General features: G+C 73.7%; 16 protein-coding genes and 1 pseudogene. 7 read left to right on the top strand and 10 right to left on the bottom strand.

From position 1 onward, the window contains the following. Nucleotides 1-12: 12 nt before the first annotated feature. Together ITX44_RS14815 and ITX44_RS14810 are read right to left on the bottom strand one after the other, a co-directional pair. Complete coding sequence (locus tag ITX44_RS14815) at nucleotides 13-483, bottom strand: nucleoside deaminase (RefSeq protein WP_205357674.1); 471 nt, start codon at nucleotides 481-483, stop codon at nucleotides 13-15. An 80-nt stretch (nucleotides 484-563) separates the two neighbouring features. Then, nucleotides 564-1,106 carry a tRNA adenosine deaminase-associated protein gene (locus ITX44_RS14810; RefSeq protein WP_205357673.1) on the bottom strand — a complete coding sequence of 181 codons (543 nt, stop codon included), beginning with the start codon at nucleotides 1,104-1,106 and terminating at the stop codon, nucleotides 564-566. 474 nt (nucleotides 1,107-1,580) lie between these two features. Between ITX44_RS14810 and upp the strand changes: the two genes are divergently transcribed. After that, nucleotides 1,581-2,216 carry a uracil phosphoribosyltransferase gene (upp, locus tag ITX44_RS14805; protein ID WP_205357672.1) on the top strand — a complete coding sequence of 212 codons (636 nt, stop codon included), beginning with the start codon at nucleotides 1,581-1,583 and terminating at the stop codon, nucleotides 2,214-2,216. Nucleotides 2,217-2,358: 142 nt separating this feature from the next. Here upp and ITX44_RS14800 read toward each other — a convergent pair whose 3' ends face one another. Together ITX44_RS14800 and ITX44_RS14795 are read right to left on the bottom strand one after the other, a co-directional pair. Beyond that, complete coding sequence (locus tag ITX44_RS14800; RefSeq protein WP_205357671.1) at nucleotides 2,359-3,036, bottom strand: LytR C-terminal domain-containing protein; 678 nt, start codon at nucleotides 3,034-3,036, stop codon at nucleotides 2,359-2,361. 21 nt (nucleotides 3,037-3,057) lie between these two features. Beyond that, on the bottom strand, nucleotides 3,058-3,354 hold the full coding sequence (locus ITX44_RS14795) for a type II toxin-antitoxin system VapB family antitoxin (RefSeq protein ID WP_093712089.1): 297 nt from the start codon (nucleotides 3,352-3,354) through the stop codon (nucleotides 3,058-3,060). A gap of 241 nt (nucleotides 3,355-3,595) precedes the next feature. On the opposite strand from ITX44_RS14795, the pseudogene ITX44_RS14790 reads away from it, so the two are divergent. After that, nucleotides 3,596-3,988: pseudogene (locus ITX44_RS14790) on the top strand (DnaJ family domain-containing protein); the annotation flags it as partial. A 106-nt stretch (nucleotides 3,989-4,094) separates the two neighbouring features. Then, nucleotides 4,095-4,685, top strand: a complete 591-nt coding sequence (locus ITX44_RS14785) for a hypothetical protein (protein WP_205357669.1) — start codon at nucleotides 4,095-4,097, stop codon at nucleotides 4,683-4,685. Here ITX44_RS14785 and ITX44_RS14780 read toward each other — a convergent pair. Further along, nucleotides 4,670-5,794, bottom strand: coding sequence for a TolB-like translocation protein (locus tag ITX44_RS14780; RefSeq protein ID WP_236060616.1), 1,125 nt, complete (start codon nucleotides 5,792-5,794; stop codon nucleotides 4,670-4,672). The two genes, ITX44_RS14785 and ITX44_RS14780, sit on opposite strands and share 16 nt — an antisense overlap. Nucleotides 5,795-6,074: 280 nt before the next feature. Between ITX44_RS14780 and ITX44_RS14775 the strand changes: the two genes are divergently transcribed. Further along, the gene (locus ITX44_RS14775; RefSeq protein ID WP_205357668.1) at nucleotides 6,075-6,338 is read left to right on the top strand and encodes a hypothetical protein; all 264 of its coding nucleotides are present in this window, start codon (nucleotides 6,075-6,077) and stop codon (nucleotides 6,336-6,338) included. 130 nt (nucleotides 6,339-6,468) lie between these two features. Here the strand turns inward: ITX44_RS14775 and ITX44_RS14770 are convergent, their stop codons facing one another. Then, nucleotides 6,469-6,969 (bottom strand): DUF5949 family protein, encoded by a 501-nt coding sequence (locus ITX44_RS14770; protein ID WP_205357667.1) that lies wholly within the window; start codon nucleotides 6,967-6,969, stop codon nucleotides 6,469-6,471. 296 nt (nucleotides 6,970-7,265) lie between these two features. On the opposite strand from ITX44_RS14770, the gene ITX44_RS14765 reads away from it, so the two are divergent. After that, nucleotides 7,266-8,180, top strand: a complete 915-nt coding sequence (locus ITX44_RS14765) for a hypothetical protein (protein ID WP_205357666.1) — start codon at nucleotides 7,266-7,268, stop codon at nucleotides 8,178-8,180. 161 nt (nucleotides 8,181-8,341) lie between these two features. After that, on the top strand, nucleotides 8,342-8,590 hold the full coding sequence (locus tag ITX44_RS14760; RefSeq protein WP_205357665.1) for a chaplin: 249 nt from the start codon (nucleotides 8,342-8,344) through the stop codon (nucleotides 8,588-8,590). A gap of 87 nt (nucleotides 8,591-8,677) precedes the next feature. On the opposite strand, the gene ITX44_RS14755 is transcribed toward ITX44_RS14760, so the two are convergent. Beyond that, nucleotides 8,678-9,541, bottom strand: coding sequence for a tyrosinase family protein (locus ITX44_RS14755; RefSeq protein WP_205357664.1), 864 nt, complete (start codon nucleotides 9,539-9,541; stop codon nucleotides 8,678-8,680). A gap of 172 nt (nucleotides 9,542-9,713) precedes the next feature. Next, nucleotides 9,714-10,091, bottom strand: coding sequence for a tyrosinase family oxidase copper chaperone (locus ITX44_RS14750; protein ID WP_236060615.1), 378 nt, complete (start codon nucleotides 10,089-10,091; stop codon nucleotides 9,714-9,716). Nucleotides 10,092-10,521: 430 nt separating this feature from the next. Here ITX44_RS14750 and ITX44_RS14745 point away from each other — a divergent pair, with 430 nt between their 5' ends. Further along, a complete protein-coding gene (locus ITX44_RS14745; protein WP_205357662.1) occupies nucleotides 10,522-11,592 on the top strand; it encodes a glycoside hydrolase family 26 protein in 1,071 nt (356 codons plus the stop codon). A gap of 36 nt (nucleotides 11,593-11,628) precedes the next feature. Here ITX44_RS14745 and ITX44_RS14740 read toward each other — a convergent pair whose 3' ends face one another. Together ITX44_RS14740 and ITX44_RS14735 are read right to left on the bottom strand one after the other, a co-directional pair. Then, the gene (locus tag ITX44_RS14740; protein WP_205357905.1) at nucleotides 11,629-12,828 is read right to left on the bottom strand and encodes a GNAT family N-acetyltransferase; all 1,200 of its coding nucleotides are present in this window, start codon (nucleotides 12,826-12,828) and stop codon (nucleotides 11,629-11,631) included. A gap of 2 nt (nucleotides 12,829-12,830) precedes the next feature. Continuing rightward, nucleotides 12,831-13,625, bottom strand: a complete 795-nt coding sequence (locus ITX44_RS14735) for a YveK family protein (RefSeq protein ID WP_236060614.1) — start codon at nucleotides 13,623-13,625, stop codon at nucleotides 12,831-12,833. Nucleotides 13,626-13,629: the final 4 nt, after the last annotated feature.

Below are 13,629 nucleotides of genomic sequence, written 5' to 3'. Positions count from 1 at the left end.
GCCGGTCAGAAATCAGTAACGCGGTGGGCGGAAGAAACGGGTCAGGAGGGCCGAGGCCGCGGTGTCCAGGACGCCGCCGATGACCTCGGGACGATGGTTGAGCCGGCGGTCGCGGACCAGGTCCCACTGGGAGCCCGCGGCGCCGGCCTTGGGGTCGCGGGCGCCGTAGACGAGGCGGTCCAGGCGGGACAGCACGATCGCGCCCGCGCACATCGTGCACGGCTCCAGGGTGACGACCAGCGTGCAGCCGGTGAGCTGCCAGCCGGCCCCCCGGTCGTCCCCGTCGGGCTTTGCGCCCGCGCGCAGCGCCTCCGCCGCGCGCCGGACGGCCAGGACCTCCGCATGGGCGGTCGGGTCGCCGCCGGCCTCCCGCTCGTTGTGCGCCCGCGCCAGCACCTCGCCGTCGGGGCCCAGCACGACCGCGCCCACCGGCACGTCACCGGTGAGCGTGGCGTGTTCCGCCTCCGCCAGCGCCAGGCGCATGGCGGAGACCCAGGGGTCACGGACGGGGTCCCCCGCGGAGGAGCCCGTGGCAGGGTTCCCCGCCGGGGGCGGGGGCAAGGTCAGCGGACCGCCTCCAGCACGTCCGAGGCGCCGAGTGCGTCGGCGATCTCGCCGAGCGCCTCGCCGGTCAGCGCCCCGTCGCCGCTGAGCGCGAGCAGCTCCTTGCCGCTCATTCCCAGGTCGACCAGCAGGTCCGTGTCCCCCAGCGGACCGGTCGGCACATGGTCCTCGGAGGGGCCGGCGACCCCTTCCTCTTCTTCGTCCTCGCTGTCGCCGTCCTCGGTGCCGTCGAGGTCGACCAGCCGGTCCAGGTCCTGCGGGTCGCGGCCCAGCACCTCGTCGGTGAGCAGGATCTCCCCGTACGAGCTGCGGGCGGCGGCGGCCGCGTCGGACACATAGATCCTGGGGTCCTCTTCACCGTCGACACGGATGACGCCGAACCAGGCGTCCTCCTGTTCGATGAAGACCAGAACCGTTTCCTCCTCGTCGCCGGCTTCGCGGGCCAGATCGCTCAGATCGGCGAGGGTTTCCACATCGTCGAGATCGGGTTCGCTCGCTTGCCAACCGTCCTCGGTGCGCGCGAGCAGTGCGGCGAAGTACACCGTGACTCTCCCACAGGGTTCAGGCCGTCCGGACCGGGTAGGGCCGTTGGTTTCATGATGGCCTCATGATGGTCCCACCCACTCGGCATCGTGGCAGAAACCGGGGCGTTGCGAAGGGTCTTCGACACCCCGACGTGCCAGGTCTTCGTCACTTTCGCCGACAGGGCGACGGCCGGCCGGCCCCCTGAGCGATCTTGAAATGGCCGGTGCGAGGGGTTGTCGGACCCCGCCGCGGGCCGAACGATCACCTCAGCCCCCGGCGCGGTCACCCTGCGTTCCCTGCGCGCCGCGCGGCAAAATGCGACAGGCATCACACCTGAACGGCCCTCCGCCCGCCGCGTTTCACCCGTCGGGCGCACCGGCCCAATCCCGGCATCTTCCCCCGAACGGGGGGTTTGCGTCGTGGCGGGCACAGATTGCGGCGGGCAGGCGCACCCGGGCGCGTCGCGGCAGGTGCCCGTTACAGTCGTCCCCATGCGTCTCCACGTTGTCGACCACCCGCTGGTCGCGCACAAGCTCACCACCCTGCGCGACGAGCGCACCGACTCGCCCACCTTCCGGCGGCTCGCCGACGAGCTGGTCACCCTGCTCGCGTACGAGGCGACCCGGGACGTGCGCACCGAGCAGGTCGACATCCGCACCCCGGTCGCCGCCACCACGGGCGTACGCCTGTCCCACCCGCGCCCGCTGGTGGTGCCGATCCTGCGCGCCGGCCTGGGCATGCTCGACGGCATGGTGCGGCTGCTGCCCACCGCCGAGGTCGGCTTCCTCGGCATGGTCCGCGACGAGCAGACCCTGGAGGCGCGCACGTATGCCACCCGGATGCCCGAGGACCTGTCCGGCCGCCAGGTGTACGTGGTCGACCCGATGCTGGCCACCGGCGGCACCCTGATCGCCGCCATCCGCCTGCTCATAGAACGCGGCGCCGACGACGTCACCGCCCTGTGCCTGCTCGCCGCCCCCGAGGGCGTCAAGGCCATGGAGCGCGAGCTGAGCGGCCAGCCCGTCACGGTCGTCACCGGCGCCGTGGACGAACGCCTCAACGAGAACGGCTTCATCGTCCCGGGCCTCGGCGACGCGGGCGACCGCCTCTACGGCACGGTCAGCTAGGCGTCGCAGGGCACACAGGCGGTACGCGTCAGGGTGCCGCCGGGCCGCCGGACATGACGAGGGGCTGCGCCCCGCCGGACATGACGACCGGGCGCCTGGTGACGGGCGCCCGGTCGTGGCGTCAGGCGCCCGGCGGGTGGGGCTACTTCTTCGACGGCGACGGCGACGCGCTCACCGTCGTGCACACCGGCTTCGGCGGCGGCGGGTTCGCCGCGACCACCCGCGCCTTGGCGGCGTCCGACAGCGTGGCCAGCGACTTGAAACCGTTGCCGATCATCAGGTCGACCGACGTGCCCTTGCGGTGCGGGTCGATCGTCACGGTGGAACCGGCCACCTGGGTGCTCGCCTCGCGGGCCGCGGCCTCCCCGGCCGGCCCGGCGACCAGCACCGCCGACTGTGTGACCTTCTTGTCGTAGGTGCCGGGCGCGTTGCCGAAGGCCGACACCTTGAAGCCGCGTCGGACCAGTTCGTCGGCGGTGTTCTTCGCCAGCCCGCCCCGCGGGGTCGCGTTGAACACGTTCAGCGTCACCCCGGCCGGTTGCGGCAGTGGCGCCGGCTTACCGGTGTGCGTAGGAGTGGGCGCGGGCTTGCAGGTCGTACGGCTCTGCGGTCCTGCCTGCGCGGAGGACTTGCTGCCGTTGTCGCCCTTGAAGACGTGGTAGAGCTGCAGCGAGCCCCAGCCGAACAGGCCGAGCACCACGACCGAGGCGACCACAACGGCCACCACGCGGCCGCGCCGCCGGGGTCTGCGCATCCGGGGATACGCGTTCCCTGTGATCCGGTACTTCCCACCCATCCCGGAGGGGGTCAGCATGCTCATGAGCGCAGCGTAAGCGGATTGTCAGTCCATCTCCAGGACCCGAGCGTGCAGCACTTGGCGCTGCTGTAGCGCCGCCCGCACGGCCCGGTGGAGGCCGTCTTCCAGATAGAGGTCACCCTGCCATTTGACGACATGCGCGAACAGGTCGCCATAGAAGGTGGAGTCCTCGGCCAGCAGTGTCTCCAGGTCGAGCTGTCCCTTGGTGGTCACCAACTGGTCCAGCCGCACGGGACGGGGCGCGACATCCGCCCACTCGCGCGTGCTGACCCGGCCGTGGTCCGGGTACGGCCGCCCGTTTCCGATGCGCTTGAAGATCACACGGAAAGCCTACCGGCCCGCCTTGTCCAGGCGCAGCAGTGGCGCCCGGATGCGGGAGAGGTGAAAACGGCATAAGCGCATCAACACCCCGGTAACGCCTGGGGCAGGTGCAAGCTCACGATGCCCGGCGCAGGCGATCGCGGTGAGAAGGCGATCGCGGCGGAAGGGCGCGCGCCCCGGCCCAGTAACCTCGAAGGCGTAGCGACCTCGCGGCACGGACCGCCCAGCCGAGGAGTGAGCCATGACCGAACGCAAGCCGCCCGGCGTCCCCTTCGAGTCGTGGGTGGACAAGCAGATCCGTGAGGCGGAGGCGCGCGGCGAGTTCGCCTCGCTGGCGGGCGCCGGCAAGCCGCTGCCGTCGCTGGACGAGCCGTACGACGAGATGTGGTGGATCCGCGGGAAGATGCGGAGCGAGGGCCTGGCGTACCTGCCGCCGGCGCTGCGGCTGCGCAAGGAGGCCGAGGACGCGATGGCTGCGGTGGCCGAGGCCCGCTCCGAGCGCCGGGTCCGGGAGATCCTGGCGGAGATCAACGAGAAGATCGAGGCCGCCCTGCGCCGCCCGCCCCCGGGCCCGCTGCTGAACCTGAAGCCCTTCGACGTCGAGCGGATCGTCGTCCGGTGGCGGGAGGAGCGGGAGGACCGGAACCGGGCGCAGGGCGACGGGGACGGCCGGGACTCGAACCAGGCACAAGGTGACCAGGACGGTGGCCGGACACAAGGCGGCGGCGAGGACGGTGGCCATGCGGTTTGACGCGGTGCCCAAACCCGCCGCCGTGGACGCCAGACCCCACGACCCGCGCGGCTACCCGGTCCCGGCGATCACCCCGTGGGAGGACGACGGGCCGCGCTTCGCGCTCACCGACTACGGCCGCAGCGCCGAATGCGCCCAGGGCCGCCTCTGCTCGGTGTGCGGCACCTTGATGCCGCGCGGCCCGGTGTGGCGGGTGGTGGGCGGCACGGAAACCGCGGCGATCGCCGACGCCCTCGCGGCGGGGCGCCCGTACCGCAACATGGCGCCGACCCTGGAGGGCCCGGGGCACCGCGCCTGCATGCTCTACGCCTCGATGGTCTGCCCCTACCTGGCCCGGCCGGGCGGGCGGCGCGGGCTGGCCGCGCAGACCCCGGACGACGCCCTGACGGCGCACGTCGTCCGGGGCGCGGCGCGCGGCGCGACCGGGGCGGTGGTCGGGTTCGCGGACTACGAGTTCGCGGTCACCCCGGACCGGGTGCTGTTCCGCTTCCTGGACGTGGTGGAGTTCCTGCCGCACGAGTCGGCCGACACGCACCTGCCCGAACTGCGCCGCGAACTGGCCGCTCAGGAGGTGCGGTAGGCGGGCAGGCCCACGTAGCCGGAGACCTTCACCGGGGCGTGCGAGCCGTCCACCGGGAGGGTGACGATGCCGTCGGGCGTGCGGGCCGCGACCGTACGGCCGCCAGGCGCGAACGCGGGCTCGGTGTAGTCGGTTGTGGCGCCCGGCGTCAGGTCCGTGTACTGCGGCCCGCTGTCGGCGCTGTGCTCCAGGAACAGGTGGTCGTGGCCGCCGACCGAGCGGACGAAGACGATGTCGTTGCCGGTGTCCGCGGCGGCCGGCTCCGAGCCCTCGGTGATCGCCGAGCCCTGCTGGCGCAGGTAGTCGTCGCGGATGTACACCTTGCCGGTGTCGCTGTTGGCGTACACCGACTCCCCGTACCGGCCGCCCGCGCTCGGCCAGACGTTGCCGGTCTGGGGCAGCTCGGCCATGCCCTCGGTCGGCTCGCCGGCCAGCGGCAATGGCGTCGGCCGGCCGTCGCGGGCGCCGGAGGGAATCTGGTAGAGCCGCGAGACGCCGCCCGCGCGGATCACGAAGAAGATGTCGTCGGCGGCCGGGAAGCCGTTCTGCGGGTCCGCGTCGCGGTGCCGCCAGGTCGGGTGCGACCAGGTCTGGCCGCCGGGGTTGCGGGCCAGCACCACCCGGTCGCTGCCGTCGGGGGCGGCCGTCACCAGGTCGCCGTCGCCGTCCACGAACACCGCCCGGTGGCCGTCGGGCGCCCAGGCCAGATCGCGCACCTCGGTGCCGAAGTCCACCCGGGTGCCGTTCATCACCACGTAGCGGGTGCCGTCGCTGATGGTCAGGCCGGTGCCCGCGGTCCCGTTGAGCTTCGCGGGCGCCGCGGAACCGGCCGGCTGGGCGCTCGCCCCCTGGGCGCCGGCGCCACTGCCGCCCTTGCCGTCCGCGCTGCCCTGATCGCCCTGCTGCCCGCCCTGGCCCGCCTGACCCTTGACGCTGCCGGTGGCGGACGGGGACGGCGCCTGCCCGTTCGAGAGCGAGCCGTCCGGGCCGCAGGCGGTCAGCATCAGTGCCGCGCCCGCGGTGATTCCCGTGGTCAGCGCGACGGCGGCGGCATGGCCGCGGCCATTGCGGCGGCTGCGGCGATTACGGCGTCCGGTACGAGCGGACATGGCGGTTCCCCCCGGGGCAACGGTGACGGCGGTCCGTCGGTCGGCAGCTCTGCTGCGGTCGGCCCCTTCGGCCGACAGCAGCAGCGTGACAGGGCAACATCGCCGCGCTGTGCGGCCGTTGTCACCGTCCGGCAACAGGGGACTCGGTGCGCGTACGGGTCCGGCGGACGGGCGTACGGCGCCGTGAGCGGGCCTTCTCGCGACCGTACGGGCGCTGGAGTACGGGTGAAGGGCGGGGGCGGGCCGTGCCCTTGGGCGGGGCCAACCCGTTGTATCGGCCATGAACGCTTTCCGCATCCTCAGCGCCGCGGCCGGGTCGATTCTGCTGGCCGCCGGCGCTCCCGTCGCCGCCCACGCCGCCGACCTCGGGTCCGCCCTGACCGGCGCGGCCCTGACCGCCACGAGCACGGGCGAACAGGCCGGGACGGCCACCTCCCAGGTGCTCGACGAGACCGGGGTGACCAGGAAGGTCGGCGCCGTGAAGAAGGCCGTCCAGGCCGGCAGCGACGCGGTGAGCGCCGGGAACGAACTGGTCAGCGGCTGACCGGCGACCGTCGCGCGGTGCGGCCCGCGACACGGACGAAGGGCGCCCGGGCGACGGCGGCGCCCTTCGTCCGCATCTGCACGTCCGGCGGCCGGGCCGTCGTCCGCCGACCTCCCGGCGGGCGCCGTCCTCAGCGGACGGAGCCGACCGGGACCAGGCAGTGGGCGGCCGTGGTGAGCACGTCGTGGTCGCCGGCGAAGGCACGCAGCGCCTCCTCGCCGACCTCGGCGCCGGGCGCGGCCTCCGGCCAGGGGCGGCTGGCGAAGATCAGGTAGACGGAGCCGCGCAGCCGGGCCGCGGTGGTCCACTCGTCCGGCACCGGGCAGGTGACGTGCAGGTAGGGCATGGTGAGTACCGCCTTGCCGCCCTCCACCAGCACCTTGACGTCGGTCCGCGGGACGTACGCGAGGTCCAGGATCATTCCGCCCACCGGCAGCCCGATCTCCTCGGTGGCGGCCAGCACCGCGGCCTCCGTCCCCGACGGGCCCTCGATCCCGTCGCCGAGCGAATAGGCCATCAGGAACGGGATGTCCGCACCGTCCTCCGGGTGCTCCCCGGCCCAGGGGATCACCGCCAGAGTGCCCAGCCGGCTCTGGATCGACGCTGCGGACGCGGTATTGGTCTGGCTCATGATCCGGACCCTAACCGCCACCCCCGACACGGCGCGCCGGAAATCACACCGGCGGGCGAGGGAACGGCCCAGGATTCCCCCGTTCGAGGAGTGTCGCGCCGATTCCGCCGCCCCCGATGGCCGATCCGCGTCCGCTGAATCCCCGGACGTTCCAACGCCGGAATCCGCCCGGCCCGCGCCGCCCGCCGACACCCAGGCGGGCAATTCCCGGGCCGTCCTTTCGGTTGCGGTCGCCCCGGACGTTTTTGACGGTGGAGCAGGAAGTTCTCCCCCCAACCCGAAGGGAATCCCTTTCCATGCGTTATCCCCGGATCACCGGCGTGGCCGTCTGCTCCGCGCTCGTCGCCACTGTCGCCGGCGGCGCCATAGCGGCCACCGCCGCGTCCGCCGAGACCCCGCACCACTCCCTCTTCACCGCCGCCAAGGCCGCGCCCGACAGTCGGACGCTGATCGAGCAGGCCCGGATGCTGTCCGGCACCAGCGAGGTGGCCCGTCCGGCCGGCAAACTCGTCACCGACGCGCTTGCCTCGAACCGCTCGCCCGAACTGGTCACCAAGGACGCGGCCGCGGCCAAGGAAGCGATCACCGCGGCGAAGAACCGCCTCCCCCAGGAGGCGTCCGGCGCCGGCCGCCTGGCCGGGCACCGAACGGTCGGCAAGGACGCGGTGCCCTCCAGCCGCGACGTGGCCTCCGACGCGCTGACCGGCCTGGAGAACGCCATCGACGCCCTGGTCGACGCCGTCACCGGCGAGGACTCCGCCGGCCTGCTCGACGCGGCGACCACCCTGGTCACCGACCTCGTCGACTCGGTCGTGGCGATCGTCCTCGGCACGAGCCTGCCCACGACGATGACGCCCGCCACGCCGGACGCTCCCGCCGCTCCCGCGTCCCCTGCGGCGCCGGACGCCTCCGCGACTCCCTCCGCCCCGGCGACCCCGGCCGCGCCTTCGACGTCCTCGACCTCCTCGGCTTCTTCGTCGTCGGCGACCTCCTCGACGTCCGCCGCACCTGCGACGCCTTCCGCCCCGGCGACCCCGGCGACCCCGGCGACCCCGGCGGCTCCCGCCTCGCCCGCGAGCCCCGCGGCTCCGGCGGCCGGCGACACTTCCGCGGTGGCCGGCGCCCCCGCCGCTCCGGCGACCCCGGCGATCCCGGCCTCGCCCGCCGATCCCGGCACGACGATGAGCCCGATCGCCGTACCGGCCGGCTGAGCCGCACCGCGCCCGCGGGACGCGGCCGGACCAGGGCCGCGGTGGCGGCCGTGACCGTCACCGGTTCAGCTCAACCTGCGTGACCATCCAAGATCCCCGCCAGTTGCGCACAGCGTCAAAAGCCGCACGCCGCGGCTGGTTTTCGTCTCAGGGAGATCTTGATGTCGCGTATCGCGAAGGCTGCGGCCGTCACCGCCGCAGCGGGAGCCGTTCTCGCCGTGGGTGCCGGTGTGGCCGCGGCCGACACCGGCGCCGACGGTGCCACGGTCGGTTCGCCGGGTCTGGTTTCCGGCGACCTGCTGCAGCTCCCCGTCCACGTCCCCGTCGACCTGTGCGGCAACACGATCGACACCGTGGGCGTCCTGAACCCGGCGTTCGGCGGTGGTTGCACCAACGCCTCCCTGCACTAGGGCGAGGCCCGGTAGGCCGCTCACCGGCGCGGTCGTCCGTCCCCCAGGGGCGCGGGCGGCCGCGCCGGTCAGCCCGTACGGTCATCCCTACTCGTACGTGTAGAAGCGCCGGTGGTCCATGATCTGCGACGGGCGCACGCCCCATGGCGGCATCGGCTCGTCGGAGCTGATCACCCGGCCGTGCTCCGGGTCCCTCCCGGCCAGCGGCCGCTGCGGCTGGTAACGCGAGGAGGGGTGGCGCCGCTGCCAGCGCACCCAGATCAGGTCCATGAAGGAGTGGTGCAGCCAGAAGACCGGGTCGTTGGGCGAGGTGCCGCTCACCATGTGGCCGCCGACCCACTGATGGACCCGGTTGTGCAGATAGCCGCCCTTGGCGGGGCTGACCGTCCAGCCCTCCATCTTGTTGCGGAAGCCCTGCGTGCTCGGCGCGGAGTTCCACGGCGCGGTGTCGTACACCGCCGTCCGCAGCGCACCGTCCAGCTCGGCCGCCGTCGGCAGCGCGATGGGCTGCGAGGGGCGCCCCATGTTCCGGGTCAGATAGCGCTCGGTGGTCACGCCGTTGGTGATGGTCCAGTGGCCGGAGCGGTACGCGAACGGGCCGGTCATCACCTGGCCGTCGCTGTCGCGGCCGTCGCCGCCCATGAAGTCCGGGCCCCACAGCGCCGCGTTCTTGCCGCGGTCCACCGTCCAGTCCCAGTAGGGCACGGTGATCTTGGAGTCCAGTAGCTGCAGGTCCCGCTCGAACAGCAGCACGAAGTAGCGGTGCCAGGGGAAGAAGCTCGGCGCCATGTGCGCGACCCGCTGCCCGGTCTCACCGTCCGCCGCGAAGTACTGGGCGTGCGTGGTGACGTACTTCTCGTACGCGCCGGTGCGTTTGAGCTCCACCACGGCCTCCACGAACCGCTGGCGCTGGCTGCTCGTCAGATTCCGCTGGTTGCGGCGGGTGTACACAGGCGGCCTCTCGGGTGTCGCGGTGGGTACGGGCGGACTGCGGTCCGGCGGCCGTCCGGTTCCGGGCGGCGAGGTCTTGTCGGTGGCGTCGGTGCCATGGGTGCTGCCAGTGGCCGACAGGCGGCCGGTCGGCGTTCGGTCGGCGTTCGGTCGGTGATCGATCGGGAGCCGCTCAGTGGCCCTCGTGGGGAGCGGCGGCCGCGCCGAGCCCGGCCCGGCCGATGATGTCGACGGCGCCCCGGGCGGTGGCCAGCGGCGTGGGATACGGCTGGTAGTGGTTGGCCATGCTGATCCAGGTGCCGTCCACCCGGCGCATCAGCCCCAGCGGGCGGCCGTCGACGAGGACGGACACCCCGGCGGCCTCGGCGCCCCTGAAGCCCTGGATCCGCCGGCCCCGGTACACCTCGTCGAACAACGGGTCGCCCTGCGGCCCCGCCGCGGCCGATCCGCCGGCCGATGCCGTCAGGGCCGGCCACAGCGCGGCCCCGGTCCCGGCCACCGCGACGACCGTGGTGAGCCCGGTTCCGAGCACTCTCCTGCGCGTCACCATGCCGGACTCCTCCCGACGCCTTGCCTGCCTGTTGCCGCGATCGCATTGCCGCCTCATCATGTGCCCGCAGGGGTGAGGTAAGGCGGATTATCTGCTCACGCTGCCGTAAATTCCTCCGCCCGGGGGATGGCGTCCGACGTTTCCCGGCGCAATGGGCGCGATATGACGCCCCGACAGGAGTATTCAGAGAATCGGCAATTGGCGCTGCCTTTCGTTCGGCGTCTGCCCGTTCGGCCCATCCGAGCGCGCGAGCAGGATTGTCGTACGTTACGACTGTCCGGTGGGCCGACGACGGAATGCCGGCGTCCGGGCGCGATTGACCAGCCCGAAACGCCGGACCCGCCGGTGGCCATCGGCGGAACAAGGCGCCCGGCGAACGGCAGCCGAACGAACAAGCAGGTGGCAGACGGCAGGCGACCGAGGAGGGACCATGGCCGAATGGCGCGCGTGGCGGGTGCGGGCGGGCTTGGCCGTGGCCACCGCCGCACTTGCCCTCACCGGACTCGCCAGTATCGCGCTGGGCGATGACGCATCGTCAGCAGTCGGCCGCACCCGCGCGGCACCGTCCGCGGCGGTCTCCGCGCCACGAAGCGCCGTAGCGGCCGCCCGCGCCCGCACCGTCGTCCTGCCGCCGATGGGGGCCTTCACGGACGCCGGGGCGGACGGGATCCGCCTGATCGCGGCGCTGCAGACCTGGCTCGGCGGCACCGAGATGCGCGTCGGCCACACGTACCTGCCCGGCGACAGTTGGCAGGGCATCGAGGGCGGCACCGGCCTGCTGGAGCCCTGGGCGGCTTGGCGCAAGGCGGCCACGCACCGCCTGTTCGTGCTCAACGTGCCGATGCAGCAGGACAACGAGGGCGCCGTGTCCAATGCCCGGGTGCGCGCGCTGATCCGGGCGGGCGCGGCCGGTGCGAACGACGCGCACTTCACCCGGCTGGCGCGGCGGCTGGTCCGGCTCGGCGTGCCCGACACCGTGATCGTGCTCGGCTGGGAGATGAACGGCACCACGTACACCCACCGCTGCGCCCCCGACCCGGCGGGCTGGAAGGCGTACTGGAAGCGGATCGTCGCCGCCATGCGCGCGGTGCCGGGCCAGCGGTTCCGCTTCGACTTCGCGCCCAGCCGGGGGCGAGACGCGATCGGCTGGACCGCCTGCTACCCGGGCGACGCGACCGTGGACGTCATCGGCATGGACTCCTACGACCAGCCGCCCGGCGCGTCCTTCCACCAGCAGGTGACCGAGCCGTACGGGCTCCAGGCGCAGGTGAACTTCGCCGCGCGGCACCACAAGGCGATCTCGTACCCGGAGTGGGGCCTGTTCCGCAACGGCGACGACCCGCAGTGGATGCGTCAGATGCTCGGCTGGATCGAGGCCCACCACCCGCTCTACCAGACCATCACCGACTACTGCCCGCACGGCGTGTGGTCGTGCCGGGCCAACCCCAAGTCCTCGGCCGTCTACCGGGCCGCCCTCTTCGGCAAACGGCCGCCCGCCTGACCCCGCGGCCGTGAGCCCCGGCGCCTGAGACCGCCACTATTGGGGCGGATTCCCGCGCCGGGAAACCGGGCGCCATGGGCGCGGCCACCGCGTCACCGCCTGCCGCCATGCCCGCAAACGCGCCGACCGCCCGGCCGCGGTCCTGACCGTTGCCGGAACGTATCGCACCAGTAGCGCCGTCCGGCCGCCCGGACCGGCCAGCAGCAGCCGCTGGTTCACCCGCGTTTCCGGGCGCCAATGCGCCTTGTACGGTTCCGCGCCGCGCAACAGGCTGAGGGTGCCGCGCCCGCCGCCGGCCGCGTGCCGGACGCCGTTGCGCATCAGCAAGGTGCCCATCTGCACCTTGGTGCCGCGCAGGTCCGGGTGGGCGCCGTAGAGGTAGCCGCCGGCCAGGGCGGGCGACAGCACGGTGAGGTTCGCGGCGACCACCTCGCCGTCCAGGAGGTACTCGGCGACCGCCGCCTCCCCGTTCGTCGTCATGAGCCCGGCCGCCCGGCTCAGGTGCTCGGCGAACCGCCGCCGCAGATGCTCCCGGTTCATCCCCCGGCCCCGCCATTGCAGCGCGTGCAGCCGCAGCAGGCCGGCCAGCGCGGCGGGCACCTCAGCGGGCGGCACGTCGCGTTCCCGTAACCCCGCCGCGTCCAGCTTGCGCAACTCGGAGCGGATGCGCTGACCGCGCGAACTGCCCACCCGCGCGATCAGCCCGTCCATCGGCAGCCCGGGCAGCTCCATGCACACCGAGTCGGACAGCCGGCGCACCGGCCCGCGCCAGTGCCGGACCAGCACTTCCGCCGCGCCACCCGGCCGCACCTCGCGGAGGTCGACCACCGTGCCGGCGGCGATCCGCCGCAGACCCGCCGCCATGGCGTCGGCCGCTTCCCCGGCGCAGGAGGCGTCGAGCAGCACGTCCATGAAGTCGGTGATCCTGCCCCCCAGCGGCACCAGCACTGGAAACGGCCGGTACACCCGCATCAGGGGCGCCGCGCCCACCAGTTCGCGGCCCCGGTGCACCAGCACCACCCGCAGCCGCCCCCGCACGCCGTAGGAAAGCCACCAGGAGTGCAGCCAGGCGTGGCTCTGGAACGGGGTCGCCGTCGGGCACGCCCGGTGCAGCCGCGCCCATTGCGGCGCGAGCGCCCCGAATCGGGCCGGATCCCGGCACACCGTGACCGTGACGGCGGGAGCGGGCGGGACGTGCGGTCCGGCGGCCGGGGCGTCCGGACGGTCCCGCGGCAGGGTCACACCGCCGCCTCGGCGGGCTCCTGCGCCTGGCCGGGCACGGGCGCGGCGGGCGGTCCGTACGGCTCCTGGGACCCGCGCGGATCACGCGGCCGTACCAGCAGGACGAGCCCGGCGAGCAGGCCGCCCGCGGCGGCGCCCACCGCGCCGGACAGCGCCGGGGAGGGCGAGGACGGCGCGGACGGGGCGGCGGCCGGGGAGAAGACCAGTAGCCGCACCCCGGTGGCGGCCGCTTCCCGGTTGCCGGTGTCGGCCAGCGACTTGGCGACAGCATTGGCGATCCGCGCCGCCCGCCCGGCCCGGGAGTCGGTCCCGGTGACCGCGATCATCGGCGCGTCCGGCGAGCTCTGCGCACTCACCTTCGCCCTCAGATCGGCCACTGCCAGGTGGGAGGACGCCTGGGCGCCGGCCAGCACCGCGGCCCCGCCGACCACCCGGCCGTACGCCTGCGCGAAGCCGACAGCGGTCCCGGAGTCCGCGGTGTCCTGCGGCACGACGATCACATAGCTGGTCGCCGTGTACTCCGGCGTCGCCACCAGCCCGTACCCGACCCCGCACGCGGCCCCGAGCCCGATCCCCAGCGGCACCAGCAGCTTTCGGAGCAGGCCCCGGCCACTCGCGCGCCGGGCAGGCGGTGCCGCGGCGTGGTGACGGGCCGCGTGTCCGTCGCCATGGCGGCCGGTTCCGCCCGCCACCATGGCGACGGTTTCGTCCGTCGCGGCACCCGGCACGTGGGCCCGTCCCTCGCCGGACGGGACGCGCGGATCGCCGGCCGCGGCGGAAGCGGTGTCCATCGGT

It is taken from the genome of Actinacidiphila acididurans (assembly GCF_016918855.1).
Lineage (GTDB): Bacteria > Actinomycetota > Actinomycetes > Streptomycetales > Streptomycetaceae > Actinacidiphila > Actinacidiphila acididurans.
The sequence above is the reverse complement of the archived record's forward strand: the minus strand, read 5'-3'. Positions and strand labels throughout refer to the sequence as shown.

Coding starts and splice junctions, on each gene's coding strand:
- ITX44_RS14765 (WP_205357666.1), top strand. CDS start 7,266: ATGCGTTATCCCCGGATCACCGGCGTGGCCGTCTGCTCCGCGCTCGTC.
- ITX44_RS14745 (WP_205357662.1), top strand. CDS start 10,522: ATGGCCGAATGGCGCGCGTGGCGGGTGCGGGCGGGCTTGGCCGTGGCC.
- ITX44_RS14750 (WP_236060615.1), bottom strand. CDS start 10,091: ATGGTGACGCGCAGGAGAGTGCTCGGAACCGGGCTCACCACGGTCGTC.
- ITX44_RS14785 (WP_205357669.1), top strand. CDS start 4,095: ATGCGGTTTGACGCGGTGCCCAAACCCGCCGCCGTGGACGCCAGACCC.
- ITX44_RS14775 (WP_205357668.1), top strand. CDS start 6,075: ATGAACGCTTTCCGCATCCTCAGCGCCGCGGCCGGGTCGATTCTGCTG.
- ITX44_RS14770 (WP_205357667.1), bottom strand. CDS start 6,969: ATGAGCCAGACCAATACCGCGTCCGCAGCGTCGATCCAGAGCCGGCTG.
- ITX44_RS14760 (WP_205357665.1), top strand. CDS start 8,342: ATGTCGCGTATCGCGAAGGCTGCGGCCGTCACCGCCGCAGCGGGAGCC.
- ITX44_RS14735 (WP_236060614.1), bottom strand. CDS start 13,625: ATGGACACCGCTTCCGCCGCGGCCGGCGATCCGCGCGTCCCGTCCGGC.
- ITX44_RS14800 (WP_205357671.1), bottom strand. CDS start 3,036: ATGAGCATGCTGACCCCCTCCGGGATGGGTGGGAAGTACCGGATCACA.
- ITX44_RS14780 (WP_236060616.1), bottom strand. CDS start 5,794: ATGTCCGCTCGTACCGGACGCCGTAATCGCCGCAGCCGCCGCAATGGC.
- upp (WP_205357672.1), top strand. CDS start 1,581: ATGCGTCTCCACGTTGTCGACCACCCGCTGGTCGCGCACAAGCTCACC.
- ITX44_RS14815 (WP_205357674.1), bottom strand. CDS start 483: ATGCGCCTGGCGCTGGCGGAGGCGGAACACGCCACGCTCACCGGTGAC.